25 protein-coding genes and 1 pseudogene are annotated in these 26,443 nt (G+C 67.0%); 6 read left to right on the forward strand and 20 right to left on the reverse strand.

Annotated features, from left to right (window positions below):
• Nucleotides 1–205: 205 nt before the first annotated feature.
• The 3 genes from QE394_RS08110 to lysS all read right to left on the reverse strand — a co-directional run bounded on the left by QE394_RS08110 (nucleotide 206) and on the right by lysS (nucleotide 2,395).
• Entirely contained in the window at nucleotides 206–541 is a 336-nt protein-coding gene (locus QE394_RS08110) for an Lsr2 family protein (RefSeq protein WP_056082913.1), read from the reverse strand.
• A 136-nt stretch (nucleotides 542–677) separates the two neighbouring features.
• Entirely contained in the window at nucleotides 678–854 is a 177-nt protein-coding gene (locus QE394_RS08115) for a hypothetical protein (protein ID WP_200937874.1), read from the reverse strand.
• Nucleotides 855–856: 2 nt separating this feature from the next.
• Nucleotides 857–2,395 (reverse strand): lysine--tRNA ligase, encoded by a 1,539-nt coding sequence (gene lysS / locus QE394_RS08120; protein ID WP_056082915.1) that lies wholly within the window; start codon nucleotides 2,393–2,395, stop codon nucleotides 857–859.
• A 68-nt stretch (nucleotides 2,396–2,463) separates the two neighbouring features.
• Here lysS and QE394_RS08125 point away from each other — a divergent pair, with 68 nt between their 5' ends.
• Both QE394_RS08125 and QE394_RS08130 read left to right on the forward strand, forming a co-directional pair.
• On the forward strand, nucleotides 2,464–3,318 hold the full coding sequence (locus tag QE394_RS08125) for an alpha/beta hydrolase (RefSeq protein ID WP_349034242.1): 855 nt from the start codon (nucleotides 2,464–2,466) through the stop codon (nucleotides 3,316–3,318).
• A gap of 100 nt (nucleotides 3,319–3,418) precedes the next feature.
• A complete protein-coding gene (locus QE394_RS08130; protein ID WP_056082919.1) occupies nucleotides 3,419–4,255 on the forward strand; it encodes an alpha/beta hydrolase in 837 nt (278 codons plus the stop codon).
• 72 nt (nucleotides 4,256–4,327) lie between these two features.
• On the opposite strand, the pseudogene QE394_RS08135 reads toward QE394_RS08130, so the two are convergent.
• Together QE394_RS08135 and QE394_RS08140 are read right to left on the reverse strand one after the other, a co-directional pair.
• Nucleotides 4,328–5,807: pseudogene (locus QE394_RS08135) on the reverse strand (DHA2 family efflux MFS transporter permease subunit).
• Nucleotides 5,808–5,933: 126 nt separating this feature from the next.
• Nucleotides 5,934–6,500: a type 1 glutamine amidotransferase domain-containing protein gene (locus tag QE394_RS08140; protein WP_056082925.1), complete on the reverse strand. Its 567-nt coding sequence runs from the start codon at nucleotides 6,498–6,500 to the stop codon at nucleotides 5,934–5,936.
• A 638-nt stretch (nucleotides 6,501–7,138) separates the two neighbouring features.
• On the opposite strand from QE394_RS08140, the gene QE394_RS08145 reads away from it, so the two are divergent.
• Nucleotides 7,139–8,875, forward strand: coding sequence for an HNH endonuclease (locus tag QE394_RS08145; RefSeq protein WP_349035387.1), 1,737 nt, complete (start codon nucleotides 7,139–7,141; stop codon nucleotides 8,873–8,875).
• A 75-nt stretch (nucleotides 8,876–8,950) separates the two neighbouring features.
• On the opposite strand, the gene QE394_RS08150 is transcribed toward QE394_RS08145, so the two are convergent.
• The 14 genes from QE394_RS08150 to QE394_RS08215 form a co-directional block, all read right to left on the reverse strand.
• Complete coding sequence (locus QE394_RS08150; RefSeq protein WP_349034243.1) at nucleotides 8,951–9,967, reverse strand: pantoate--beta-alanine ligase; 1,017 nt, start codon at nucleotides 9,965–9,967, stop codon at nucleotides 8,951–8,953.
• 2 nt (nucleotides 9,968–9,969) lie between these two features.
• On the reverse strand, nucleotides 9,970–10,863 hold the full coding sequence (locus tag QE394_RS08155) for a DUF2520 domain-containing protein (protein ID WP_056082929.1): 894 nt from the start codon (nucleotides 10,861–10,863) through the stop codon (nucleotides 9,970–9,972).
• The gene (locus tag QE394_RS08160) at nucleotides 10,856–12,454 is read right to left on the reverse strand and encodes a PH domain-containing protein (RefSeq protein ID WP_349034244.1); all 1,599 of its coding nucleotides are present in this window, start codon (nucleotides 12,452–12,454) and stop codon (nucleotides 10,856–10,858) included. Before QE394_RS08160 ends, QE394_RS08155 begins: the two co-directional genes overlap by 8 nt.
• Before the next feature lie 29 nt (nucleotides 12,455–12,483).
• The gene (locus QE394_RS08165) at nucleotides 12,484–12,996 is read right to left on the reverse strand and encodes a PH domain-containing protein (protein WP_349034245.1); all 513 of its coding nucleotides are present in this window, start codon (nucleotides 12,994–12,996) and stop codon (nucleotides 12,484–12,486) included.
• Entirely contained in the window at nucleotides 12,977–13,525 is a 549-nt protein-coding gene (locus QE394_RS08170) for a DUF3180 domain-containing protein (RefSeq protein WP_056082936.1), read from the reverse strand. The genes QE394_RS08165 and QE394_RS08170 overlap by 20 nt, the downstream gene beginning before the upstream one ends.
• The gene (gene folK / locus QE394_RS08175; protein WP_261620446.1) at nucleotides 13,522–14,067 is read right to left on the reverse strand and encodes a 2-amino-4-hydroxy-6-hydroxymethyldihydropteridine diphosphokinase; all 546 of its coding nucleotides are present in this window, start codon (nucleotides 14,065–14,067) and stop codon (nucleotides 13,522–13,524) included. The genes QE394_RS08170 and folK overlap by 4 nt, the downstream gene beginning before the upstream one ends.
• Nucleotides 14,064–14,471, reverse strand: coding sequence for a dihydroneopterin aldolase (folB, locus tag QE394_RS08180; protein WP_314212136.1), 408 nt, complete (start codon nucleotides 14,469–14,471; stop codon nucleotides 14,064–14,066). The genes folK and folB overlap by 4 nt, the downstream gene beginning before the upstream one ends.
• A 14-nt stretch (nucleotides 14,472–14,485) precedes the next feature.
• A complete protein-coding gene (gene folP, locus QE394_RS08185; protein WP_349034246.1) occupies nucleotides 14,486–15,406 on the reverse strand; it encodes a dihydropteroate synthase in 921 nt (306 codons plus the stop codon).
• A gap of 12 nt (nucleotides 15,407–15,418) precedes the next feature.
• The gene (gene folE / locus QE394_RS08190; RefSeq protein WP_056082947.1) at nucleotides 15,419–16,060 is read right to left on the reverse strand and encodes a GTP cyclohydrolase I FolE; all 642 of its coding nucleotides are present in this window, start codon (nucleotides 16,058–16,060) and stop codon (nucleotides 15,419–15,421) included.
• A gap of 9 nt (nucleotides 16,061–16,069) precedes the next feature.
• Nucleotides 16,070–18,133 carry an ATP-dependent zinc metalloprotease FtsH gene (ftsH, locus tag QE394_RS08195; RefSeq protein ID WP_056082949.1) on the reverse strand — a complete coding sequence of 688 codons (2,064 nt, stop codon included), beginning with the start codon at nucleotides 18,131–18,133 and terminating at the stop codon, nucleotides 16,070–16,072.
• Between the two features lie 164 nt (nucleotides 18,134–18,297).
• Nucleotides 18,298–19,344, reverse strand: coding sequence for a LacI family DNA-binding transcriptional regulator (locus tag QE394_RS08200; protein WP_349034247.1), 1,047 nt, complete (start codon nucleotides 19,342–19,344; stop codon nucleotides 18,298–18,300).
• 116 nt (nucleotides 19,345–19,460) lie between these two features.
• On the reverse strand, nucleotides 19,461–20,012 hold the full coding sequence (gene hpt, locus QE394_RS08205) for a hypoxanthine phosphoribosyltransferase (RefSeq protein WP_015935538.1): 552 nt from the start codon (nucleotides 20,010–20,012) through the stop codon (nucleotides 19,461–19,463).
• A gap of 30 nt (nucleotides 20,013–20,042) precedes the next feature.
• Nucleotides 20,043–21,098, reverse strand: a complete 1,056-nt coding sequence (gene tilS, locus QE394_RS08210) for a tRNA lysidine(34) synthetase TilS (protein WP_349035388.1) — start codon at nucleotides 21,096–21,098, stop codon at nucleotides 20,043–20,045.
• A gap of 144 nt (nucleotides 21,099–21,242) precedes the next feature.
• Nucleotides 21,243–22,373 (reverse strand): zinc-dependent metalloprotease, encoded by a 1,131-nt coding sequence (locus tag QE394_RS08215; RefSeq protein WP_056082956.1) that lies wholly within the window; start codon nucleotides 22,371–22,373, stop codon nucleotides 21,243–21,245.
• Nucleotides 22,374–22,622: 249 nt separating this feature from the next.
• On the opposite strand from QE394_RS08215, the gene QE394_RS08220 reads away from it, so the two are divergent.
• Nucleotides 22,623–22,805: a hypothetical protein gene (locus tag QE394_RS08220; protein WP_349034248.1), complete on the forward strand. Its 183-nt coding sequence runs from the start codon at nucleotides 22,623–22,625 to the stop codon at nucleotides 22,803–22,805.
• 1 nt (nucleotide 22,806) lies between these two features.
• Here the strand turns inward: QE394_RS08220 and dacB are convergent, their stop codons facing one another.
• Nucleotides 22,807–24,336: a D-alanyl-D-alanine carboxypeptidase/D-alanyl-D-alanine-endopeptidase gene (dacB, locus tag QE394_RS08225; RefSeq protein WP_349034249.1), complete on the reverse strand. Its 1,530-nt coding sequence runs from the start codon at nucleotides 24,334–24,336 to the stop codon at nucleotides 22,807–22,809.
• A gap of 155 nt (nucleotides 24,337–24,491) precedes the next feature.
• Here dacB and QE394_RS08230 point away from each other — a divergent pair, with 155 nt between their 5' ends.
• Both QE394_RS08230 and QE394_RS08235 read left to right on the forward strand, forming a co-directional pair.
• Nucleotides 24,492–24,980, forward strand: coding sequence for an inorganic diphosphatase (locus QE394_RS08230; RefSeq protein WP_015935533.1), 489 nt, complete (start codon nucleotides 24,492–24,494; stop codon nucleotides 24,978–24,980).
• A 95-nt stretch (nucleotides 24,981–25,075) separates the two neighbouring features.
• Nucleotides 25,076–26,440: a carboxylesterase family protein gene (locus tag QE394_RS08235; protein ID WP_349034250.1), complete on the forward strand. Its 1,365-nt coding sequence runs from the start codon at nucleotides 25,076–25,078 to the stop codon at nucleotides 26,438–26,440.
• The last annotated feature ends 3 nt before the right edge of the window (nucleotides 26,441–26,443 follow it).

Genomic DNA, 26,443 nt, shown 5'->3' on the forward strand with positions numbered 1-26,443 from the left:
CGGGCACCGGCGGTTCCGGAGACTATTCGCAATGGGCAGTGCCGCGGATGGCCCGGTCCCTTGTCGAGGCAAACCCGATGAGTCAAAAGGGGCGGCCGGCTGCTGAATGGCTGTTGGAGCATCCCAACCGGGGCAACGTGGCCAATAAACAAAGCCCTGCTCCCCGACAACGGGGAACAGGGCTTAAACCAGGGTCCTGCGGCAGCTAGGAATTGGCCTTTTGGTAGGCTTCCTGGATTTCCGCCTGAATTCGGCCGCGGCTGTTAACGGTGTAGCCGTTATCGCGCGCCCACTGGCGGATTTGTGCCGAATCGTGGCTGCGGCCACTCCCTGAAGGAGCCTTGGCCTTGGCAGCCGTGCGGCCGCCGGAGGACTTGCGTGCAGCGCCAACGTAGCGCTCAAGCGAAGACCGGAGTTCGGTGGCGTTGGCCGCCGAAAGATCAATCTCGTAGTTGACCCCATCGAGGCCAAACTTAACATTCTCGTCTGCGGATCCCCCATCCAGATCATCAACGAGGATGATGTTTACTTTCTGTGCCATTTAGAGTCTTCCTTTTGCTGGAAAGTTGGTGTTCAGAAAAGCAGGATGTTTCCCAAAGAAAATTATCGCCCTTTTTATGCCGACGCGTCAAAGTGACAAATGGGTTCCGGGGATAACAGGGGGCCAGATTGGGGGTTTATCTATTTCCGTCGGTATCCGGGCTCTCGCCCAGGCCCGCCCGGGCATCAGCTTCTGCCTGTGCCCGGGCTTCAGCCTGGCGCTCCGATTTATCGGCATTAAATACGGCCTTCATGGCAAACCAGAACAACAGGCCTACAACAAGGGACGGAAGCAGGACTGCAACGTACTCCATGGTCAGTGCCCTTCAGGCTTGAGGAGGGGGAAAAGGATCGTTTCCCGGATTCCGGCGCCGGTGAACAGCATCACCAGGCGGTCGATGCCCAGGCCGATGCCGCCCATGGGCGGGGCACCGTATTCGAGGGCGCGGAGGAAGTCCTCGTCCAGCTGCATGGCCTCGTCATCACCTGCGGCGGCGTGGCGAGACTGCTCCGTCAGACGCTCGCGCTGGATCACGGGGTCGATCAGCTCCGAGAACGCGGTGCCGCGTTCCATGCCGCCGATGATGAGGTCCCAGGCTTCGATGAGGCGTCCGTCCTCGCGGTGCGGGCGCGCCAGCGGCTGGGCGGAGGGCGGGTAGTCGTAGACGAAGGTGGGGTTCAGCAGCGTGGGCTCGACAATCTCGCCGAACAGTTCCACCACCGTCTTCTCAGCGTCCCACTTGGGGTCCACCTTCACCTCATGCTTGGCGGCAATCTCGCGAAGCACCTCAACCGAAGTCTCCGGCGTGATTTCCTGGCCAACGGCGTCGGACAACCCCGGGTAGACGGCCAACCAAGCCCAGTCGCCGTCGAGGTTGATCTCCCCCGCCTCGGTCTGGACGGTGCGGCCGGCTCCCACGGCGTCGGCGGCGTCGAGGATGATCTCCTTGATGCGCTCCGCCATGACGAACTGGTCAGCCCAGGCCTCGTAGCATTCGAGGGTGGTGAATTCGGGGCTGTGTGTGGAGTCGACGCCTTCGTTGCGGAAGACGCGGCCCATGTCGTAAACACGGTCGATGCCGCCCACCACGGCGCGCTTGAGGTACAGCTCGGTGGCGATCCGCAGGGTCATCTTCTGGTCGAAGGCGTTCATGTGCGTCTCGAAGGGCCGCGCCAGTGCGCCACCGTGGACCAGCTGGAGAATGGGCGTCTCCACCTCGACGTACTGGTGGCGGAACAGCGTTTCGCGGATGGAGCGGGTGACCGCGGCGCGCGTGTAAACCATTTCGCGGGCTTCGTCGCGGACCATCAGGTCCACGTAGCGCTGGCGGACGCGGGTTTCCTCGTTCAGCTCCGCATGCAGCACGGGCAGCGGGCGAAGGGCCTTGGAAGCCATGCCCCACGATTCGGCCATGACGGAGAGCTCGCCACGGCGGGAAGAGATGACCTCACCCTTGATGAACACATGGTCGCCGAGGTCAACGAGGGCCTTCCAGTCAGCCAGCGCTTCCTCACCCACGTTGGCGAGGCTCAGCATGGCCTGCAGACGGGTTCCCTTGCCGTCCGTGCCGCCTTCCTGGAGGGTGGCGAAGCACAGCTTGCCCGTGTTGCGGACGAACACCACGCGCCCGGTGACACCCACAACGTCCCCGGTGGTTTCGTCGGCCTGCAGGTGTGCGTACTTCTCACGGATCTCCGCCAGGGAGTGCGTGCGCTCCACGCCCACGGGGTACGCTTCGGCGCCGCGCTCGAGGAGTTTGGCGCGCTTTTCCATACGGATGCGCATCTGCTCGCTGGCGTCGAGCGGCTCGGGGGCGTTCTTGGGAGCGGGGGCGTTTTGGGAAGTCACAATCATCAAGTTTACCGGGCATTGCAAAACCGGGCTTTCAGCTGCCCCGCAGGCACGCACCCTACGATGGGCTGGTGAAAGAACAGGTCCTTCCCACGCACGACGGCGGCCACTTAGCCTTGTACAGCTACGGTACCGAGGACGCGCCCGGGGAGAAGAGGGTGGTGCTGATCGGCGGTGCCTTCCTTACCGCCCTGATCTACCGTCCGTTCTCGATCGCGCTGGCCAACGGCCTGGGTGACGGCTGGGCCGTGGACGTCTATGACCGCCGGGGCCGCGGCAGTTCATCGCCGCAGCCGGCCGGCTACTCGATGGCCACGGAGATCGAGGATGTCCGCACGGTGATGGATGCCACGGGTGCCCGCAACATCCTGGGCCACAGCCTGGGCGGTTCCGTGGCACTGAACGCTGTCCAGGAATTCACCGGAACCGGATACGTCCCCGACAAGCTGGCTGTTTACGACGCCGCGGTGAACATCGACGGCAGCATCGACATCGAGTGGCTGGACGGTTTTGAGAAGGCCGTCAATGACGGCAAGGTGGGGCACGCCCTGGCCCACATGAAGAAGGCCACCAGCCCGGGATCGGCCATGGCGAGGATTCCGGAACCGGTGTTGGCCGGGCTGATGGCGGTTCTGTCGCGGACCAAGGTCAACAAGGTCTTCCGCCAGGTCATGCCCAGCGGTGTGGGTGAACTGCGGGCCGCATATAACGAAAAGGACCATGCCAGGGACTTCAGTGTGCTGCCTGCCGGTACGCACTTCATGGCGGGTGGGAAGAGCCCGAGCTATTACAAGGTGACGGCGCAGCGCCTGCATGCAGCGGTCCCCGGCAGCACCTTCGAGCTTTCGCCCAAGTGCTTCCACGGCTCCATCCCGGCCGCCGTCAAGGAACTGGTGGCGGACATCTCGGAGTACTTCACGGCCTGAGGCAGACACCCGCGGACTTGCACAGGAAAGTGCCCCGGGGCCGGCGCCCCCTAGCAGCGGCGTTGTGTCCGCGGTCAGGTTGCTCAGATAGGCTCAGATCATGACGCGTGAGAACATCAGGACCCCCGACGGCGGCACTCTGGAGCTCTTTACCACCGGCGCTGACCTTGCTTCCGGCGGCTCAGGGGTGGTGATCGTGCCGCCCTCCATGGTGACGGCGGCGGACTACACCAAGTTCGCCCAGAAACTCAGTGCGGCACTGGGCCGGCCGGTGCACACGTTCAACCGCCGCGGCCGTGGTTCGTCCTCGCCGCAGCCGGAGGATTACACCCTGGACGTGGACATCCGCGACCTCGACGTGGTCATGAAACACACCTCCAGCACTGACGTTTTCGGCCACAGCTTCGGCGGAGCAGTTGCCCTGCACGCGGCCCGGACGCTGCCGGTGGAGCGGCTGGCCGTTTACGATCCCGCCGTGTCCGTCAACCAGTCCGTCAAGGCCGACTGGATTGGCGAGTACGAGACCGCCATCGCTGCCGGCGACGACGACCGCGCCCTTGCCGTCATCCAGCGTGGACTGGAGGCGCCGGGTCCATTGTCGTCCCGCATGCCGCTGTCTATGATGACGCTCGCCAACAAGCTGACCGCCGGGACGTCAGAGGGCAGGCAGCAGCGGGAGCTGATGCGCACCGGCGTCCGCGAAATCAAGGCCATCATCGCCGCGGACATGCCTGCCGAGCCGTTCCTGGAACTGCCCCTTGAAACGCTGATTGTCGTGGGCGAAAAGAGCCCCGCCTACTTTGGCGTGGCCTGCGGCCAGATCCACGACGTCCTGTCCGGCTCCAGCTACACCATCCTCCCCGGATTCGGGCACGACGGCGTAATCAAGGCTCCGGACAAGCTGGTCAAGGAACTGAGCGATTTCTACGCCGGCTGACCCATGTGAGGCCGCTGGTGGTTGAGCGTGTCGAAACCCGGCGGGGTTTCGACACCCTCAACCGCTGAACTACTAGTGCGCGGGGCCGTGACCCGGGCCAGCACCTTCGGTCTTGCGCATCATCGCGGAAAGTACGACGGCGGCGAAGGCGATGACGGTCGCCGTCATGAAGGCGGCGCTCATCCCGGCGACGAGTCCCGACGTCGCGCTGACCACGGAGAAGATGGACACCAGCAGTGCTGTGCCGGCGGCACCGGCAACCTGCTGCGTGGTGCTCATGATCGCCGAGCCGTGCGAGTACAGGTGCGGCGGCAGCGGGTTCAGGCCTGTGGTGAACGCGGGCGTGAACAGCAGGGCAAGGCCGAAACTCAGCCCCACGTGCAAGGTGACGATCCACGCAACCGCCGTGCCGGCGTCGAGCATGGAGAACTGCCACAGCGTCACCACCATCAGGATGGACCCCGTGACGGTCAGCGGCAGCGGCCCCACCTTGTCGAACAGGGCGGCCAATGACGGGGCCGAGGAGGCCCATCGCCAGGCCGCCGGGCAACAGCGCCAGGCCGGTTTCCAGCGAGCCAAGTCCGCGGACTTCCTGCAGGTACAGCGGCAGCAGGATCACGCCGCCGAACAGCGCCATCATGGCCACCACCATCAGCAGGACGGAGACCGTGAACATGCGGAAGTTGAACGCACCAAGGTCCAGCAGCGGCGCCGAGGCCTTCTGCAGGCGGACCTGGCGCATTACGAAGACCGCCAGCGCCGCGACGCCGATGACCAACGCGGCGATGGCACCTGCACTGGGACCGGCCTGGCCGCCGTGGCCGCCGCCGATCTGGCTCAGGCCGTAAACCAGCCCACCGAAGGCCGGAACGGTCAGGAAGACGGACAGGAAGTCGAGCTTGGTCTTCTCGGTTTCGCCGATGTTCGTCAGATACTTCGCGCCGATCGCCAGGGCGGCCAGCGCCACCGGCAGGACGAACACGAACATGAAGCGCCAGGTGAAGTGCTCGAGGATCAAACCGGATACCGTGGGGCCCATGGCCGGAGCCACGGAGATGGCGATGCTGACGTTGCCCATCACCGCACCACGCTTGGCCAGCGGAACCAGGGTGAGGATGGTGGTCATCAGCAGCGGCAGCATGATCGCCGTACCGCCGGCCTGGACGATGCGCGCCAGCAGCAGGATCTCGAATCCGGGAGCGACGGCGGCCAGTGCGGTGCCGCCGGCGAACAGCCCCATGGCCAGCATGAACACGGCGCGGGTGGAGAGGCTCTGCAGGATGAACCCGGTGGTGGGGATGACCACGGCCATGGTGAGCATGAAGCCGGTGGAGAGCCACTGCACGGTGGGGGCATCCACCTGCAGGTCCACCATGAGGCGCTGCAGCGCGACGTTCATGATGGTTTCGTTGAGGATCACCACGAAGGTAGCCACCAGCAAGGTGCTGATGATCGTCACCGATTCGCGGGACATTTTCTCCGGCGCGGCGGGCTTGGTTCCTGCCGCCTGGGCCGGCTGGCCTTTGGCGTTCGGAGATACTTCGGTAGACATGAGTGTTCCCTCAGGGAGAGTGGTGAGTGATGCGCGAACCTGGCCGCTGCAGATGCCAACACTCTACCGGCTGGAGTAATTCCTCCGCACGGAATCTTTTCCCAAACCCTGAGGGAACAACAGGTGTCAGGCGGTCTGGCCCGCGTGCTGCCCTTCCGCGATTTCTTCAACCAGCTTGCTGTTGAAGGCTGGCAGGTCATCGGGGTTGCGGCTGGTCACCAGGCCCTGGTCCACCACCACTTCCTCGTCCGTCCAGTTGGCTCCGGCGTTCTTGAGGTCGGTTTCCAGCGTGAAGTAGGACGTGACGTTCCGGCCGCGGATCACGCCGGCGTCAATGAGCACCCATGGTCCGTGGCAGATGGATGCCACCGGCTTGTGCTGTTCGAAGAAGCTGCGCGTGAAGCTCTGCGCGTCCTTGTCCGCCCTCAGGTGGTCTGCGTTGACGACGCCACCGGGAATGACCAGCGCGTCAAAGTCCGAGGCGTTGGCCTCGGCGACGGTGAGGTCGACGTCGAACGTGTCTCCCTTGTCCGTGCCGTTGAAGCCCTGCAGCTTTCCGCTGCCGGGGGCTACGAGGGTGGGTTCGCCACCGGCGTCCTTCACTGCCTGCCACGGGCTGGTCAGCTCAACCTGCTCCACGCCATCCGTGAGCAGGAATGCAACCTTCTTGCCTGCGATGTTGTGTTCTGACATTGTTCCTCCTCGCTTGAAGCCGGCCGCTGCGCTCCGTTGTGAGGGCGCATTGCACTGCTTCGAGAGTTGCTTGCCTGACAGATTCCAGCCTAGGAAAACCGAAAGTAATAAGCAAGCTGACTATCTTTTGTCTGTGTTCGGGTGGGGTGCGGCCCGTTTCGGAGCCACCTCCCGTTTTTATGGAACGTACGACGGCGGGCGGCGGCTTCCGCGCGCTGCGTCGCGGGGCGATGGGTTGGGGCTGATAACGGGTCGGTATTGGATTGGAGAGCCCGCGGGCTGGCGATTTTCACGGGCCGGCGGCGGTCTGCGTGACAGCCGACTCGCCTGTGAGAGGCTGTCAAGAAGCACTTCTTGGGGGGAATCTTGATCTCGATAGTTATTGCCATAGCCTGGTTTGCCATACCCGCACTGGTGGTCGGCACCATCCTCTACTGGATTATCAGGCTAGGCGTGAAGCACGGGCTGCGTTCCCATGACGCCGAAAAGCTCGGGACTCAGGCCCAGCGATCTAAAAATCTAGCCGGGTCCGCATTCACCTATTGAACGGATCAGGACTCTCCTGAAATGTCAGACCCTCGCGCGAGAATTCTTTTATGGGAAACGCGGCGGATTCTCCGGTCGAGGAGACAGAGGTGATGGAGGGTCTTTGGGCCTCTGTCGCCAGCCTCGACGTGCTGTTCCTGAAGGACGCGGAACTGGACCGGGCTGACCCTGAAGCAGTGGCCCGTGAAGCAGTTGATGTGTTGGAGCGGAAGTCTGAGCTGCGGCTGCAGCGGCTGGCGTTCTGGAGCAGGCTGGAGGCGCAGGTGGCGGCGGGCAAGGCCCGGGACGCCGCTGAGTTCGCCGAGTTTCAGGAGGCGATGACGCCGCCGGACGCCACAGACTCCGAGCGGGCGTTCGTGGAGATGTCCACGACCGCGGAAGTCGCCGGGGTCCTGACGCTCAGCCCGGGCGCAGCGGCAGCGTTCATCAGCCAGTCCCGGAAAGTCTGTGCAATGCCCCTTGTTGCCGGTGCACTGGCTGCGGGGTCGATGTCGTGGCGGCACGCGGTGATCGTCGCCGACGAAGCGGACTGCCTCGCCCCCGAGAGTGCTGCCGCGCTGGTCGCCCGCTTCTTCGACCCCGACGCCCCCAACCGTGCCCGCGGGTTGGCACCCGGTGACCTCGTGGCGCACCTGTTCCGCCGGAAATTCAGGACCTGGCGCGAACGCACCTACCCCGCCTCCCTCGCAGCCCGGCATGCGAGGTGTGTGGCGGACCGGCGGATGGAATACCGCCCAGACGCCGACGGGATGGCAACGATTACCCTGATCCTGCCCGCGGACACCGCCTGCGCCATCTGGAACAAGACCACAGCGATCGCCCGCGGCCTCCAAGGCCCCGGCGAGCCCCGCACCCTCACCCAGCTCCGCCCCGACACCGCCGCCAGGCTCCTCCTCGGCACCCACACCGGGGCCGCTGCCACAGACCGGTCCAACGACGGCCAAAAACCCGGTGACGGGAGCGACCCGTACTTCGTTGACCTCAGCAAGGTCCCGGCACCGAAAGCCGATGTCCTGGTGACTGTCCCGCTGTTCACCCTGCTGGGCATCACTGATGAACCGGCAGATTTGGACGGGTACGGGCCCATCCCGGCGGCCATGGCACGGAAACTCGTCGCCGACGGGGCGACCTCGTTTTACCGGGTCCTCGTCGATCCCCGCGACGGCGCACCGCTGGAGATCGGTAGGACCAGTTACCGGCTGACGGAGGCGATGAAACGCTGGATCAGGATGCGTGACGGGCACTGCACCTTCCCCGGCTGCACCAACCCCAGCACAGACAACGAAACGGACCACCTCACCGCCTGGCAGCACCACGGGACGACAGGAATCAGCAACCTGGCCCAACTCTGCCCGAAACATCACCGGCTGAAGCACAACAGCCGCTGGACCCCCACACCAGCAACCGGGACTGAACCACCCGGCTGGACCTCCCCCACCGGCCGCCACTACCCGGGCCAACACCCCCACCCACAACAACCACACTGGCCACCCGCACTCCTCGAACTCGAACAGGACAGGGCCCTGACAGGAGACGTCGTCGCGCCCGGAGACTCAGCATCGACCGGAGACCTTGCGCCGGGCGGCGACGTTGGCGCGGCCGAGGAATCTGTCGTGACCAGCGTGCCCGGCGCGATCGGACACACGGCACCGGACAGACACCTGACAACTGTCGGAGACCCTGCACCAGCCACAGATCTTGTATCAGCCGGAGCCGCTGGCACTGCGGGTAGGCCCAGCCCGACCAGAGCATCAGGCGCTCCGGCAAGCAACCAGCCGGACAAACTAAGCCCGCTCGAACGCGCACTCACGGCCTACCTCGCCGCCTGAATCCAGGAAGTCGCATGTGAAATCAGGGGTGTGTGACTCAGGCGCGCGTGAACTCGCGCGCGAACTCAGCAGCGCCTAAGAGCTCAAGGGGGCGTTGTCGATCAGCCGCACAGGACCCACCTTCGCAGCAATGAGCGCGAGGGCCTCGCCCCGGAAAGGGGTCTCGCGGCAGTTTTCAGCCAGGGGCTCCAGCGTGCCAGGGTCCACAACGTCGAAATAGTCCAGCTTCACCAGCGGCTGCGACTCCACCATCGCGAGCGCAGACTCAAGGTCCAGCGGCTCATGGGCGTTGGCACGCGCCTCCAACAGCCGCAGTGCACGGGAAAGGACCAGTGCTGCATCGCGTTCGTCGTCGGACAGGAACCGGTTACGGCTGGACAGCGCCAGCCCCTCGGCAGAACGGACGGTGGGGACGCCCACGATGTCGACGGGGAAGTTGAGGTCGGCCACCATGCGCCTTACCAGGGCCAGCTGCTGGGCGTCCTTCTGGCCAAAGTAGGCGCGGTAGGCGGGCAGCCCCGTCCCCGCAGATGAAGATCCGGGAGCTTTGAGCCCTTCTGATGCAGACCGGGCGGAGCCAAACCCTGCAGACGCAGAACCGGCAGACGCAGAACCGGCAGAACCTGTCGAAGCCCCTCCGGCACGGCCGGCCGCCGGGATGCCATAGTGCAGCAGCTTGGCAACAACCGTAAGCGCACCGTCGAAATGGCCTGGGCGGGATGCGCCCTCCCACTTCTCCCCCAGCCGTCCCGACGTGATCCGCACCAGCGGCTCGCCACCCGGGTAGACCTCTTCGACAGACGGTGCGAACGCGATATCGACGCCCTGGGCGTCGAGCAGTGCAAGGTCGGCGTCCAGGGTCCTCGGGTACCGGTCAAGGTCCACGGCATCACCGAACTGCAGCGGGTTCACGAAGATGCTGGCAACCACCACGTCGTTCTGTTCGACGGCGGTCCTCGCCAGGGCAGCGTGCCCCTCATGGAGCGCGCCCATGGTGGGGACCAAGCCCTGCGATGCACCATGCTTCTCCGACAGCAGCCGTGCACTCTCGGCGTGCAGCCCGGCCACGGTGGTGACAAGTTTGATGGCCACGGTCAGTCCTCCTTGGATCCGAGGGCCTGGTTCAGCCCGTCAAGCTGGTCGGCCTTCAGTAGCCCGCGCGCTTCGGCCCGCCGGGCGGTGGCGCGTGCCATGGCAAGGTACGCCGCGAGGACATCCCCATGCCCGCCGCCGTCGTACTCCCGCAGGGCCTGTGCATGTGCCTCCACCGTGCCCACATCACCCCGGGCGACCGGACCGGTGAGTGCAGACTCTCCGGACGCCAGCGCGTTTTCAAGGGTTGCCCGCAACAGGGGGCCGAGCATGCGTTCGGGCTGCTCCACCCCCACCTCGCGCAGCAACTGGGACGACTGCGCCACCAGGGTGACCAGGTGGTTGGATCCGTGCGCCAGGGCAGCGTGGTACAGCGTCCGGTCGGCCTCTGCGATGGCAACCGGTTCGGCGCCCATCTCCACCACCAGCGCCTGCGCAATGGGAAGCATGGCGGCATCGGCCGTGACGCCAAACGTGCAGTCAAGCAGGCGCGTCAGGTCCAGGCTCATTCCGGTGAAGGTCATGGCCGGGTGCAGTGCCAGCGGAACGGCTCCCGCAGCGCGCACAGGATGAAGTACGCCAACCCCAAACCGGCCTGACGTGTGGGCCACCAGCTGACCCGGCTGCCAGGCGCCGAGCTTCGCCAGCCCGTCCACCAGGCCGGGGAGCGCGTCGTCGGGCACGGCGAGGAGTACCAGTTCGGCGCGCTCCACGATGTCCTGCACTTCCAGGACGGGAACGCCGGGCAGCAGGATTTCGGCCCGTTCACGGCTGGCCTCCGACACTGCGGAAACACCCACGACGGCGTGCTCGGCGGCGCGCAGGGCAGCACCCAGGACGGCGCCCACCTTGCCCGCTCCAATGATTCCGACGCCGAGGCGTCCGGGCTTAGCCATGCTGGGGGCCTTCCTGTTGCTGGTGGGCTTCATTTTCGAGCGGCCAGGTTTCAGCTGCCGGGGAGTCAGGGCCAGCGCCCGGAGGCGCCACCTGGCGGAGCCATTGTTCCGTGGTTTGCCGTTTCCGGGCCAATCTGGCACGGGCCGACTGCTCATCGAAAAGCGCCCGCGCCTCGTCCAGCCCGGCCTGCGTCAGGCGCGGAACCACCGGACCGGCGGTGGTGTGCAGGACCAGGTCGGCCACCCGGAACCGCCGGGCCAGCGGGCCTTGGTGCAGCGCCATGGACTGGGTCCGCTGGTGCGGGACGAGCACCAGGTTCCGCCACCAACGCCCTGAACGGATGAGCAAAGCAGTATCCGTGGCGGCGAAGCCGTCACGCCGCCACCCCAGCGGGGCCAGCAGCCGGGCGCGGCGCGGGGTGGTGACGAAGCCGCCGTCGGAATCCAACCCCGTGAGCCCCGCTCCGAAAACCTCGGCAGGGCGGGATGTACCGGGATCGGGCAGGACCAATGCGAGCATGTTCATGGCATCGTCCAGCTTGCCGACGGGCAGCAGGGTGGTCCGGGATGACGCTTCCCCCGCGTTGTCCAACAGCCCGTAGCCAGCCACGTTGACCTGCATCCTGTACCAGCCGAACGGCCGCCACAGCGGCGGTTGGCTGATCTTCAACGCCTGGATCCGCCCCGGCGGCAGCGTCTGCGCCTGGGTATCCAGCAATCCGTAACTGAGCCGGATGCCGTCCGGCGAGATGGCGGCCGTGAAGTTGTATCCCTTATTAACCAGATTCCAGTAGCTCGCCGCGAGGCCAAGCGCCGCGGGAATCAGGTAGAAGTAGAACGCCCTGTTGTCCGTGACGGCCGAGAGCACCACCGAGGCCACACCGCCCACCACCACGAACAGGCTCTGCTCGCTCAGCAGCAGTGAACCGATAAGGCGCGACGGCGGCACGGACAGTACCGGATACTCCGGCGCCTCGGGTGCGGGGGCGCCGGGGTTTTCGGCATCGTCGTCGATACCGGCGGCGCGTGCCAGGATGGTGGCCCGCAGCTGCTGGGCGTCGTCGATCTTCAGGTAGGCCAGCCGCACTGCCGATTCCCCTGCGTCAGCCACCTCGAACTTGAGTTCGGCCAGCCCGAAGATACGCGCCAGTAAAGGCTGGACGATGTCGATGGCCTGCACCCGGTCCAGCCGGGCCTGGCGCTGCTGCCGGAACAGGAAGCCTGTGTTGACGCGAACGTAACCGCCGGACACCTGGTACTTGGTGAAGTACCAGGTGAGGACAAAGCTGAGGACCGCCACCAGCAGGACGGCGCCGCCGCCGGCCACCAACCAGGGAACCCGGCCGGCGAATCCGTCTTCGAACATGGGCCGGCCCTGCAGGGTCCGTTCAAAGATGTCGCGGCCAAAGAATAAGCCGATGGCGGCCAGCGCCACCCAGCCGCGTACAAAGGGTGACGCCGGATGGACACGCAACCAGCCGTCGTCGGGCGTTGCGACCCCGGGCCCCGCCCTGTCCGCAGCGGCAGTTGATGCGGCGGGGACTGAGCCGGCGGGCGCTGGGTCAGCGGACGCCAAGCCATCTTCCTGCATCCCGTGACGGGGGAACCGCCCGTCAGCGGTCACAGTCCTGCCAGCCTGGCCTCGCCGCGGGCCGCAAGCTGCTCACGGAGCCGAGCTCCCTCTGCCTCCGGCAGCCCGGGGATGTGCGCGTTGGTGCCGGGCGATGCGGTGTGCAGCTTGACCGTGCACAGGCCGAGGCTGCGCTCCACGGGGCCCACGGCGACGTCCACGTACTGCATCCGGCCGTAGGGCACGGCCATGGTCCGCTGGAAGAAGATGCCGCTGTGGACCAGGAGGTCGTCGTCGCGCTCGGCGTAGCCGATGGCCCTGACCTGGCGCGGGATGAGCACCAGCCGCCACAGGGCCACCACGAGTGTCACGGCCGGTACGGTGATGGCCAGCCACAGCGGCGGCCACCGCCACCACTCGAGCAGGACAAACACGAGCGGAAGGCTGAGGATTACGACGGCGGCCAGGTTGCCGAGTGCCCACTGCACCAGCCGCACTGTCACGAACTTCGGTGACACCCGGTGCCAGTCGATGCCGGGCGGGTCAATCGCCTCGGTACGCATATTCGCCTTCCCCCGTGGCTTCTCCCCGTGTTGCGCGGCCCGGCTTGCCGTCCACGCCCTTCGTATCGCCGTCCTCCGGCGGAATCTTGCAGAACCGCTCCACCACCAGGCCAACGATGATCATCACCAGGCCGCCGCCGGCCATGCCGAGCGCCAGCCAGGCGATGTCCTGGTGGCTGCGGAAACTCCAGATCCGCAGCTGGTCCAGGAAGATCCCCACATGCCAGCCGAGCAGCACCGTTCCGGCGTAGGCACAGGCCTGGGCCAGGATGAGCGTGCGGGCGGCGAGCAGCGGATCCAGTGCTGTCTTTTTTGCGGTGCTGTTGGGCTTGATGCTGTTCCGCCAGCGCAGGATGCGGATGCCCAGGACCAGGGTGATGGCCACGATCACGCCCATGGTGGCCAGCGCGGTGGCCGGCAGCACCGGAGTGGCCATGCCGTAGCGGCTGGTGATCACCGTTCCGGCCCAGCCGGCCACGGTCAGGATGACGCCGATCAGCAGCAGCCGCAGCGGGTTGATGGGCTTCAACGCTCCGTCACCGCCCCGGCGGTCGGCATCCCGTCAAAATCGCCGAAACCATCGAACGGGGCAAGGTCCCCGTAGTCCTCCGCCCGGGCCGCGAGGGCACTGATGCGCTCCCCCTCCAGGGTGGCCGCCGGGTCGATCAGGGACCACGGGTACAGCACGAAAGCCCGGACGGCGGCGCGCGGGTGCGGCAGCGTCAGCACGGGGTCGTCGCTCTGCACGTCGCCGTAGGTGATGATGTCGACGTCGAGCGTCCGCGGCCCCCAGCGCACCTCGCGGACCCGGTGGTGCTTGTTCTCCACCGCCTGGCAATGCTCCAGCAGCTCGTGGGGAGTCAGGCTGGTTTCAACGGTGAGGACCATGTTCAGGAAGTCTGGTTGCCCCGCCGGGCCGCCCACGGCTTTGGTCTGGATGATCGGGGACACCGCAAGGAGGCGCACCTCCGGCGGGTCGACAAGGTCGGCTACCGCGCTGGACAGGGTGTCGTTCCGTTCGCCGAGGTTGCTCCCCAGGGCCAGGACCGCTTTGGCGTAGACCGCGTTCACGGGTTGTCCCCGGAAGCCGGTTCCGCCGGGTGGCCGGAAGTAACGGCGGGCCGTTCACGGTGAACGGACACTGCCACGTCCCCGAAGGGCACCTCGATGGGCGCCTGGGGTTTGTGCACGGTGATGTCCACGGCCTGGAGGCCGAACTCGGACAGCAGGCCGTCGGCGATCCGGACCGCCAGCGCCTCGATGAGGTTCAGCGGCTCGCCGGAGATCCATTCGGTAATACGCTGCGCCACCTCACCGTAGTGGGCGGTGTCGCTGACGTCGTCGGACTCCGCGGCGGCAGCGAAGTTGAGATACAGGACGGCGTCCACAACAAAAGGCTGGCCCTCGCGGCGCTCAAAATCAAACACACCATGATGGCCGACGGCCGTCACACCGGTCAGCGTAATCCTGTCCATGGGTCCCCCGGCGCTTACGGTGCTTTGGGTACTGCCGCCATGCGCGCGGCGACCTTAACGGCGTCAAGGCTGGATCCGACGTCGTGCACCCGGACGGCCCAGGCGCCGCGTGAGGCGCTGATGGCTGTGATGGCTGCCGTGGCTCCGTCCCGCTCTTCCGGGGCTGCGGATTTGCCGGCAACCGTCAGGAGGGTGCCAAGGAACCGTTTGCGGGATGCGGCCACCAGGACGCGGTGGCCCAGGGCCTCCAGCTGCTCCAGGTTCTGCAGCAGCTCCCAGTTCTGGGCGTCGTTCTTCGCAAAGCCCAGGCCGGGGTCGACGATGATCTGCTCAGCGCTGACGCCGGCGGCATACAGTTTGTCCCGCACCCCGGCCAGTTCTGCCACCACTTCGCTGGCTACGTCCGTGTACTCCGCGAGGGAGTTCATGGTGCGGGCATCGCCGCGGCGGTGGGTGAGGATGTACGGCGCCTTGGACGAGGCCACGAGTTCAGCCATTTCGGGTTCGATGGTCAGCCCGGAGACGTCGTTGATGATGGCGGCGCCGGCCTTCAGCGCGGCGGCTGCGGTGGCCGCGTGCGTGGTGTCGATGCTGACCAGGGCGCCAGCCTTGACCAGCGCTTCGATGACGGGGAGGACCCGCCTCTGCTCCTCGTCCGGGGAGACGTCCTCAGCGCCGGGGCGGGTCGATTCCCCGCCGACGTCGATGATGTCCGCGCCGGCATAAAACATGCGCAGGCCCGCGGCGATGGCGGTGTCCGCCGTGGCGTGCTTGCCGCCGTCGCTGAACGAGTCAGGGGTGACATTGAGGATGCCCATAACCAGGGTGCGGTCTGTGGGCAGGTCCTCGAAGCGCGCGGCCGGGCGCGGTTTGCGCAGGATGGGCAGCGGGGAGGTTGCGGGCCCGGTTCCCGGGGCTGCAGCTAGTGAGTCCATGGTCTTGTGTGGTTACCTTCCGAGGATGAGGCTCATGGCCTCGGCACGGGTGGCCGGGTCATGAAGCTGCCCGCGGACCGCACTGGTGACGGTCTTTGCTCCGGGCTTGCGGATACCGCGCATTGACATGCACATGTGCTCGCATTCGACAACGACGATGGCGCCACGCGGCTTGAGGTGGCGGACCAGCGCTTCGACGATCTCCGTGGTGAGCCGCTCCTGAACCTGGGGGCGGCGGGCGTAGATGTCCACGAGCCGGGCCAGCTTGCTCAGCCCGGTGACCTTCCCGTCATGTGAGGGAATGTAGCCGACGTGGGCCACACCGTGGAACGGCACCAGGTGGTGCTCGCAGGTGGAGTAGAAGGGGATGTCCTTCACCAGGACCAGTTCTTCGTGGTCCAGCTCAAACGTGGTGGAGAGGACGTCTGCGGGGTCGTGGTGCAGTCCCGCAAATACCTCGGCGTACGCCTTCGCCACCCGTTTGGGGGTGTCGATAAGGCCGCCACGGTCCGGGTCCTCGCCGATGGCCAGGAGGATTTCGCGGACAGCCGCTTCAATCCTTGGCCGGTCCACCTTGTGGTGCGGGGCATGGGTGGAACCGTCCTCCACCGGGTAGGCGGAGGCGGAAACGGCGTCGTCGTCGAAGGAAGTCACAGGGAAAGCTTAGCCGCGAAGGGTGTCCGGCCCCGATTCGGGGACGCCTCCCTGGAACGGTGCGTCTTCCGGAACGCCCTGCGGATGCGGCGGCTGGGCGTCCAGCGGCTCGTCCAGGCGGGCCTGCTTGGCTTCCTCCTGGGCTTCGCGTTCGGCCCGCTCCTGGCGGGACTCCACGGGACCGGCCGTCTGGACGGGACGGGATTCCTTCGAAAGCCATACCTCACGGAAATCGCGCTTGCGGATGTCCCGGAAGATGTCGGCGATCTCGGCCTGGTTAAGGGTTTCCCGCTCCAGCAGCTCCAAGGCAAGGCGGTCAAGGACATCACGGTTCTCAGTGAGGATGGCGTAGGCCTCGTCATGGGCCTGGTCGATCAGTCGGCGCACTTCCTCGTCCACCACGTAGGCGATCTGGTCGGAGTAGTTGCGCTCGTGCCCGGCGTCGCGGCCCAGGAACGGCTCGCCGCCGCCCTGGCCCAGGCGCACAGCGCCCACGCGTTCGCTCATGCCGTATTCGGTGACCATCTTGCGGGCGGTCCCGGTGGCCTTCTCAATGTCGTTCGAGGCGCCGGTGGACGGATCGTGGAACACGATTTCCTCGGCCACGCGGCCGCCCATGGCGTACGCCATCTGGTCCAGGAGCTCGTTGCGGGTGACGGAGTACTTGTCGTTGTCCGGCACCACCATGGTGTAGCCCAGGGCACGGCCACGGGGAAGGATGGTGATCTTGGTGACCGGGGCCGAGTTCCGCAGGGCGGCCGCCACCAGGGCGTGGCCGCCTTCGTGGTAGGCGGTGATCTTGCGTTCGTGTTCCTTCATGACCCGGCTGCGCTTCTGCGGGCCTGCCATCACGCGGTCGATTGCCTCGTCCAGGGCGCGGTCGTCAATGAGGTTGGCATTGGAACGCGCGGTCAGCAGGGCGGCCTCGTTAAGCACGTTGGCCAGGTCCGCGCCGGTGTAGCCGGGGGTCTTCTTGGCAACAGCCTTGAGGTCGACGCCGGGAGCCATCGGCTTGCCCTTGGCGTGCACCTGCAGGATCTGGTCACGGCCGATCATGTCCGGCGCCTCGACGCCGATCTGCCGGTCGAAACGGCCCGGCCGCAGCAGTGCGGGGTCCAGGACGTCAGGGCGGTTGGTGGCGGCGATGAGGATGACGTTGGTCTTGACGTCGAAGCCGTCCATCTCCACCAGCAGCTGGTTGAGGGTCTGCTCGCGTTCGTCGTTGCCGCCGCCGATACCGGCGCCGCGGTGGCGGCCGACGGCGTCGATTTCGTCCACGAAAATGATCGCCGGGGAGTTGGCCTTGGCCTGTTCGAAGAGGTCGCGGACGCGGGACGCACCGACACCAACGAACATTTCCACGAAGTCCGAGCCGGAGATCGAGAAGAAGGGGACGCCTGCTTCACCGGCAACGGCGCGGGCCAGCAGGGTCTTACCGGTACCGGGAGGGCCGTACAGCAGCACGCCCTTGGGGATCTTGGCGCCGACGGCCTGGAATTTGGCCGGTTCCTGCAGGAATTCCTTGATCTCCTGGAGCTCTTCGACGGCTTCATCGGAACCGGCGACGTCCGCGAAGGTCACCTGCGGCATGTCCTTGCTGACCATCTTGGCCTTGGACTTGCCGAACTGCATGATCTTGGAGCCGCCGCCCTGCATGCGGGTCATGAGGAACCAGAAGAGGGCGCCCAGCAGGATGACCGGAATGAGGAGGGACAGCAGGCCGGAGAACCAGTTGCTCTCGATGGGCTGGTCCGTGTAGCCCTGCGCCGGCTTGGAATCGGTGACAGCCTTGACCACGTCCGTGGCGCGGGCATCGACGAAGAAGAACTGGACGCTCTTGCCCTTGTTCTGGCCGTCCACCTCCAGGTCATCCTTCAGCGTGAGGTCAACGCGGTTCTCACCGTCGAAGATCTTGGCCTGCTCCACGTTGTTGCCGGCAAGCAGTTCCAAGCCCTTATCGGTGTCGATCCGCGACGCACCGCCGGGGGCCAGCGTTGCAAAGGCCACCAGGAGCAGACCGACAACAACGACGATCCAGATGCCCGGGCCCTTGAAGAAATTCTTAGCTTTCATCTGTTCGGGGGCTGGCCCCGTCCCTTCCGGTAGTGCTGCACGGCGTCTAATTCGCGCGCGTGATGGTGCTGCGTCAGCTTCTAGCTATACACCGTCCGGAGTACATCACGCATGATGAAAAGCAAAAGTTCCCTGTGGGCGTAGCGGACATCGTTGCAGGCAGGCTAGGGGTTCCGGGGTGCGGCGACGGACGCTCGGGTGACCAGCGGACACTCCAGAACAGTGGTCCAGGCGGAAGCCGAAGAACCGCCCCCTGCCCCTTCGAGCGCATCAATGAGGTGATTGGCGGCCCAGGCACCCATTCCGTAGTGGGGCAGCGCTACGGTGGTGAGCCCTGGAAAGAGGCTGCCGGCCACCAGTTCCTGATCGTCGAACCCGACGACCGAGAGGTCTCCGGGGATGCTGAGACCCAGTTCCGCGGCTGCCCGGTAGGCTCCCATGGCCATCTGGTCGTTGTAGCAGAACAGGCCCGACGGCGGATGTTCGCTCCGCAGGATCCTCGCCGCTGCCTCGTACCCGCCCGCAGCGTCCGACGACGACGCCTCCACGGGCGCCAGGCCGCCGTCGAGCCCTGCCGCGGTGAGCGTGTCGCGGAAACCGCGGAGCCGCTCCGAGGTTGATGGCACATCCTGGACGTTGTTGATGAAGCCGATGCGGGTGTGCCCGGCGTCCAGCAGTGCGTGGACGGCGGTGCGGGCGCCGCCGTATTCGTCCGGGACAACGGAGGGAAAGCGACCGTCAGCGGTAACGGCATCCACCAGGACGGTGGGCACCTTGCCGAGGTTGGCCGGTGCGTCCAGGACCCGGTGGTACATGGTGGCGTAGAGGATCCCGTCCACCTGGCGTTCCAGCACGGCCTCCACATCGCCTTCCCGCGATGCGGGCCCGGCGGTGGCGGCGGTGTTGATGAGCATGAGGGTGTAGCCGCGGGCGCGGGCAGCGTCATCGGCGCCCAGGATGATCCGGCCGGCATGCGGCGTGGTGGCCACATCCTCGCTGACCAGCCCCAGCACGCCGGTGCGGCGGTTGCGGAGCGCCTGCGCCACCCGGTTGGGTTCGTAGCCCAGCTGCTCCGCGGCGGCCTTCACCTTTTTGCGGGTTTCGGGGCTGATCCGCGCATACGTGACGTCGTTCAGGACGTGCGACACCGTGGTTGCCGACACCCCTGCGGCCACCGCGACATCCTTGATGCCAATATTCGACCTTGCCAACGTCAGACGTGCTGGTCCAGGCAGACGGGGTTGCCGAGCTTCCGGTAGGACTCCGTGGAAGCTGCGAGGTCCTGCACGGCTAGGCCTGCCGGGAAACCGCCGGGCTGCATAGTGGCCTACTCGTAGACGTGCGGGGCCAGGGTGCCCACGAAGTCCAGGTTGCGGTACTTCTCGGCGTAGTCCAGGCCGTAGCCCACCACGAACTCGTTGGGGATGTCGTAGCCCACGTACTTGACGTCGATCTGGACCTTGGCGGCGGTGGGCTTGCGGAATGCGGTGCAGATTTCCACCGACGCCGTGCCGCGGGATTCCAGGTTGGTCTTCAGCCAGGACAGGGTGAGGCCGGAATCGATGATGTCCTCGACGATCAGCACGTCCTTGCCCATGAGGTCGGTGTCCAGGTCCTTGAGGATGCGCACCACGCCGGAGGACTGGGTGCCGGAGCCGTAGGAGGACACAGCCATCCAGTCCATCGAGACGTGGCTGTGCAGTGCACGGGCCAGGTCCGCCATGACCATGACCGCGCCCTTGAGCACGCCCACGATAAGCAGTTCGCGGCCTTCGTAGTCCTTGTCGATCTGGGCAGCGAGTTCGGTGATGCGCTGCTGGATCTGTTCCTTGGTGTAGAGAACGTGCTTGAGGTCTGCCTGGACGTCGTTTGAATCCACCAATGGCTCCTGTGTAGATGCGGGGTGCGACTAATGTTTGGCCGGTTTTTGCGGCCGGAGTACTAGCTTCCCACAGCGCGCGGGTTCGCGGGGACCGGTCCCCGCTCGGTCTGCGGTGCCGGGACCTTCGAGTTCGGCCAGCGACAACCGGTAGACGGCCACCCCGCCGGGCAGCTGCACCGGGCCCGCCGAGCCCTGCCGCCGCAGCAGCGCTTCCGCCGCCACAAGGCGCCGATAGCTGGGCTGTTGGCCGCCGACGTCGGCCGCGGCCTTGGCGATCACGCGGAACCGGATGGCGGGGGCAAGGGCCCGCAGGGCGTCCTCAGGAAGGCTTGCTTCGGCACCGTTCCACTCCACAAGGGACGCGTAGGTGCTTTCCGCCACATCCTCAAGGTAGTCGGCGTCCAGTTGCAGGATGGAGGCGGTGCGCGCCAGGGATTCCGCGACGCCGGGGCCCAGCTTCTCCTCCAGGTGCGGAAGGACTTCCACCCGGGTCCGGGAACGGGCGAACGCAGGGTCCGTGTTGGTGGGATCGTGCCAGGGGTCCAACGCCTCCACCTCGCAGATCTCCTCCGTGTCGGCCCGGCGGAGCCCCAGGAACGGGCGGAGCAGCACGGCGGCTCCGGCCCCCGCTCGGGTAGGCCGCATGCCGGCGAGTGAACGGGTCCCGGAGCCGCGGGCCAGGCCCAGCAGCACCTGCTCGGCCTGGTCATCCAGGGTGTGCCCCAGCAGGATGGCGCCGGCACCCTGGTCCGCCGCTGCCGCTTCGAGCGCCGCGTGCCGGGCCTCGCGGGCGGCGGCCTCGGGGCCCATGCCGGTGCCCGCCACTGTGACGGTGTGGACTTCCACCGGGGCGAGGCCCAGCTCCCGAAGGGCACCGGCGGTGTCAGCTGCGACGCGGCCGGAGCCTTCCTGCAGCTGGTGGTCCACCACCACGGCGCCGACCGTGACGGGGTGGCCGTCAATGCTGCCGCGGCGTGCAAAGTAGGCGGCGACGGCGGCCAGCGCCATCGAGTCCGGCCCGCCGCTGCAGGCCACCAGGATGTGCGCCGGATAGCCGGCCTGCGCCAGGGCGTCGCCCAGCATTTTGCGGGCAGTGCCGACGACGGGCGCCAACCGGCCGGGCCGGCGTCGCCCGCTGCGCTGTGGCGCGGAATCCTGCTGGGCAGGCTCGGAGAGCTGGGGCCCGGAAGGCTGCTGTTCGGAACGAGTGGGGGGAACGTCAGGCAATTACAGGCCCATCCGCTCAAGCCACAGCTTGGCGTCGTGGATCTCGGGCTCGGTGGGCAGGTGGTCGGCCGACTCCCAGACCCGGTTGAAGCCCTCCATGCCGGCCACGCCAACCACTGCGCGGACAAAGCGGGCGCCGTCGGAGTACTGCCGCATCTTGGCGTCCAGGCCCAGCAGGCTGCGGATGAACTTCTCCACTACGCCACGGTCCTTGCCGCGGTCGTTGAACCGCTGCCGGATGGTCTTGACGGAGGGAACAATGCTGGCGTCCACGGCGTCCATCACCACGTTGGCGTGGCCTTCGAGCAGGCTCATCACAGCCGTGAGGTGCGAGATGGCGGCTTTCTCCTCCGGGTCCTGCAGCAGGTCCAGGATGGCGCCGCGGCCCGGCGTGTTTCCAGTGGCCGAACGGTCCTTCAGTGAACGCGCCGCCGCCGAGGCCCGGTCCATCAGCGAATCGACATTGCCCAGCAGGTGTCCGCTGAGGTTGTCGATCTGGTCCAGCATGTGGTGGCGCAGCCATGGTGCGGCGGCGAACTGGACCCTGTGGGTCTGTTCGTGCAGGCAGACCCACAGCCGGAAGTCCTCGGGCGCGACGTTGAGTTCGCGCTCCACGGAGACGATGTTGGGGGCCACCAGCAGGAGCCGTCCGGCGGCCGGGGCGGAAGAGTTTTCGGCCAGCGCCGCGAACGGATCGTACTGGCCCAGGACCTTGCTGGACAGGAACGCCAGGACGGCGCCCAGCTGGCTGCCGGTGATGGCGCCGCTGACGCTGGCCGCGGAAGGGCTCAGTGACCCGCGCCGGCTGTCCAGCATCTTCTGCATGGCCGGCTTCAGCATCACGGCGAAGGACTGCGTGTTTGCCTTGGCCCACGATGCCCTGTCCACCACCAGCACCGAGGAATCCCGGAGGTCCCGGGCAGCTTCCAGCCCCGTGATCTCGTGGACGTGCGGAACGGACGCGTCGGCGAGCCGGCGGAGGCTGTCCACGGCTTCGTTGATGTCCGCCGGCTTCAGGTCCGGTCCGGCGGGAGCCAGCCGTGCCGCCGTGGAGGCCGCCAGGTCCCAGTTGATCAGGGAAGCGGCATCAGCGGATGAGATGGGGGCGGACTGGGCTGCAGTGGACTCCATAGGTCCCATCAGAACACAGCGGGCCGGGGATCGTCCTTAAGTTCGCTCACCGGCGAAGCGAGGGCACCGCTTGGCGGGCACTCTCACAGCCGGAGCACAGGAGGGCGAAAGGCCTGGCCTAAGCTGCGGCGGCATCGTGGTGGTTACACCGCAGAAGCGGCCCTACCGCGTTTCAGGAACCAACAGGAGCGGCCCGGGCCAGCACCGTTCGTGCGGACCACGGCCGCCCAATTCCTTCAGGAGGACACCATGATCCCGTACCGTCCCATCGCTCCCCTGACCGCCGGCCCGAAGAAGGGCTGGAAGGCCGTGGTTGCCGCCGTCCTGGGGGCAGCACTCCTGGGGACCGCTGCCCCCATGGCGGTGGCCGCGGAACCGGTCACCGCGGCCGGCGCTGCATACGGGGTGGCAGATTCCAGGGAAGCGCGATGACCTACCGGCAGCCGCACCCTGCGAGCGCCGTCGCCGCCCGGTCCAGGGCCACCTTGTTTCCCGCGGCGCCGGGCGTCAGATCGTTACCGATGAAGGAGAACACCAGGAGCCGGCCGTCCGCGTCAACCACGTAGCCGCTGAGCGCCAGGACGGTGTTGAGTGTTCCGGTCTTGGCCCGGACCAGCCCCGCCCCCTGGACGGTGGACTCGTCGCCGTACCGCGAATCAAGGGTGCCGGTGAGGCCGGCCACCGGGAAGCCGTCCAGTGCGGCCCGGAGCCTGGCATCGGCGCCGGTGGTGATGGCACGGACCACTTCCGCGAACTGGCCGGCGGAGACCTGGTTGCCCATCGCCAGGCCGCACACGTCCACCAGCGCCAGGGGGCCGGCCGCAATCCCCGCCTGGGCCAGCTGGCTGCTGACAGCCGCCGTGGCGCCGTCGTTGCTGCCCGGACCGCCGTCCGCAATGGACGCCATCCGGCCCATGACCTCGGCCAGGTAGTTGTCTGATTCCTGCAGCAGCAGGTCCACCTGGCTGGCCACCGTGGCTGACTGCACCTCGGCCAGGACGCGGGGCCGTTCGGTTCCGGCAGCCGGGGCAGTCGAGCCCGCTCCCGGCGAGCGGTCGACGCCGGCCGCCACGGTCAGTCCCGCGGCGGCACCTGCGGCGCGGAGCCGGGCCGCGAATTCCTCCGCGGCGGACTGCGCCGCGTCCTGCGGGCGTGGCCCTGTGGTCACGGTGGGGTCGTAGCGGGCAGAGTTCATGGCCAGCGGATACACCGGCGCCACTTCGCCGGCCGCGACGTCGCCCTCCTGCCAGGCCGGGTTCAGCGCCGGCCCGGTAAACAGGGAATCGTCCAGCAGGACCTTGATCTCCCCCGATGCCCCATTGGCCTGCAGGGATGCCACTGCCTGGGCGGCGAGGGTGGTGAGGCCTGCGCGGCCCATCACCTCGCCCGGCTTCGATTCACCGGGTCCGAGCAGGACGTCGCCGCCGCCCACCAGCACCACCTGGTTGGCTGCCGGCCCCTTCACCACCCGGGTGGCGAACGTATGGTCCGGGCCCAGTGCGCGCAGGGCGGCGACGGAGGTCAGCAGCTTCATGTTCGACGCCGGGACCCGGCTGTCCGCGCCGCCCCGGTCGAAGAGGACCTGCCCTGTCAGCGCATCCTGCACGATGCCCGTAAAAGTACCGCCGCCGTCGGTCTTCAACAGCGGGTCCACCTGCGCCGAAAGCACGGCGGGGTCCGGGACCGGGGCGGTGGATTCCAGCGGAGCCAACCCTTGGGGGGATGCCAGGGCAGACGGTTCGCGCTGCCAGGGCGGGGCCTCGGGCGCAGGCGCGGGAGGCTCGGGGCCGAGGAACCCGGGAGCCACGAGTGCTGCTGCGGGGAGGGCAAGGACCAGCATGAGTACCGCGAGCAGCAGGAGGTGCCAGGGTTTTCCGGGGCCGGCGGACCTGCCCGGAAAGCCCAGGGCCGCGGCCTTCAGCGCACGGCGGTGCCACGCTTCCGCGCTGGTGGTTTTGGTCATGCCGGTGCCGGTCCTCAAGTCCTGAAATTTCCCCACAAGTTCCTGATTCCAGGGCCTCTCGCTATATCCTCAATAATAGTCGACGGCACGGACACTCCTTTTTGTGGACCGTCTACTGTGCCGCGCACCCCCTGTAATCGCTGAGGAGCGTTCCCATGAAGCACGACGTGACCATCGAGATCCCCAAGGGATCGCGCGTCAAGTACGAAGTTGACCACGAGACCGGCCGCGTCCGCCTGGACCGCGTCCTCTTCACCTCCATGCAGTACCCCACGCACTACGGTTTCTTCGAGAACACCCTGGGCGAAGACGGCGACCCGCTGGACGCACTGGTGCTCCTGCAGGACTTCGACCTGCACCCCGGCGTCATCGTTGAATCCCGCCCCATCGGCGTCTTCAACATGACCGACGACGGCGGCGGGGATGCCAAGGTCCTCTGCGTTCCTGTTGACGCGCGCTTCGACCACATCCAGGAAGTCAGCGACGTCAGCGAATTCCTGATCAAGGAAATCGAGCACTTCTTCACCCGTTACAAGGACCTGGAGCCGGGCAAGTGGGTCAAGGCCGAGGGCTGGGGCGACCGCGCCGCCGCCGAAGCCGAGCTGGAAGCGTCGATCAAGCGCTACGTCCCCACCGGACACTGATCCCAGGTTGGGCTTGCCCCAACAACAACTGCCTTGGGGTCCGACGGCGGGTGGCCGGCTTTTCGAAGCCGGGCACCCGCCGTCGTTGTCCCAGGATGGTGTGGCAAGGTGGGGCTGTGAATTCCGAGCCAGCCGTGACGTCCCACCTTCTGTTCCATCCACCGTGCGGCCCGGTGACCGGCTGGCAGGACGGTGACGTTATCCGTGCCACCGGCATCCCGTACGCCAGGGCTCCGCGTTTCCAGCCGCCGGCACCGGTTCCGGACTGGACCGAACCGTTTGCTGCCACCTCGCTGGCGCCGGCCTGCCCGCAGGGGCCCGTCCCGTTCCTCGACGACGTCCTGGGCACCCGGTACGGCGAACTTCCCGGCAGCGAAGACTGCCAGAACCTGTCCATCACCATGCCCGGCGACCTCAGGCCAGGCGAAAAGCTGCCTGTCATGGTCTGGATCCACGGCGGCTCCTACACCACCGGGTCCGGGGACCTCGCTATCTTCGACCCCGCCCGGCTTGTTGCCGAGAACCGCGTGATCGTGGTGTCGGTGACGTACCGGCTGGGTTTGTTCGGCTTCCTCGCCACCCGCACCGGCCGGCCGGCGAACCTGGGCCTGCTGGACCAGCTGGAGGCGTTCCGCTGGGTGCAGCGGAACATGGCGGCGTTCGGCGGCGATCCCGGTTGCGTCACGGCGTTCGGCCAGTCGGCCGGCGGTGATGCCATCGCCCATCTGATGGCCACCCCTGAAGCACCTTCGCTGTTCCGGCGTGCCATCATCCAGAGTGCGCCGCTGGGGATTGCCCGCGGCCGGGCACGGATGAACCGCGCCATGGGGATCGCGGCGGAATCGGTGACGGAGGAGACCCCGGCCATGGAAGTGGTGGACCGGGAGGCGCAGGTGGCCCAGGTGTCGCGGAAGTTCGGGATGCTCGCCGCAATGCCGTTCGGCACCCAGTACGGCCACGCGCCGCTGCCGGAGGAGAAGGACATCGCCGCCGCGTGGGACCGGTCCGCGCCGGGCATCGACATCCTGATCGGCCACACCTCGGAGGAAGCGCGGCTGTTCCTCCCCCGAAGTCCGCTTTTGATGCGCCTGCTCAAGGTGCCGGGAGTGGGAGCCGCCGCGGTGCGCGCCGTCGACTGGGTAGTCACCGAAACCGTCTACGGTTGGGCGTCCCGGAAGTTCGCCCGCCGCCACAAGCGCGCAGGAGGCCGGGCACACCGCTACCTGCTGAGCTGGCATGCGCCGGACAACCTCTTCGGAGCGGCCCACACCATCGACCTGCCGCTGCTTCTGGGCAACCGGGGAACCTGGGACGGCGTGGGGCTGATCGCCGGCGCTCCGTGGGACAAGGTAGACATGACCGGCCGGCTGGTCCGCGCCTTGTGGGCAGGCTTCGCCCGCGGTGACGACCTGGGCGAGGCCGGTGCTGTGGACGACGCACTGCACTACCGGAGGGTTTGAGGC

The sequence above is a fragment of the Pseudarthrobacter sp. SORGH_AS 212 genome (assembly GCF_030818145.1).
Taxonomy (GTDB): domain Bacteria; phylum Actinomycetota; class Actinomycetes; order Actinomycetales; family Micrococcaceae; genus Arthrobacter.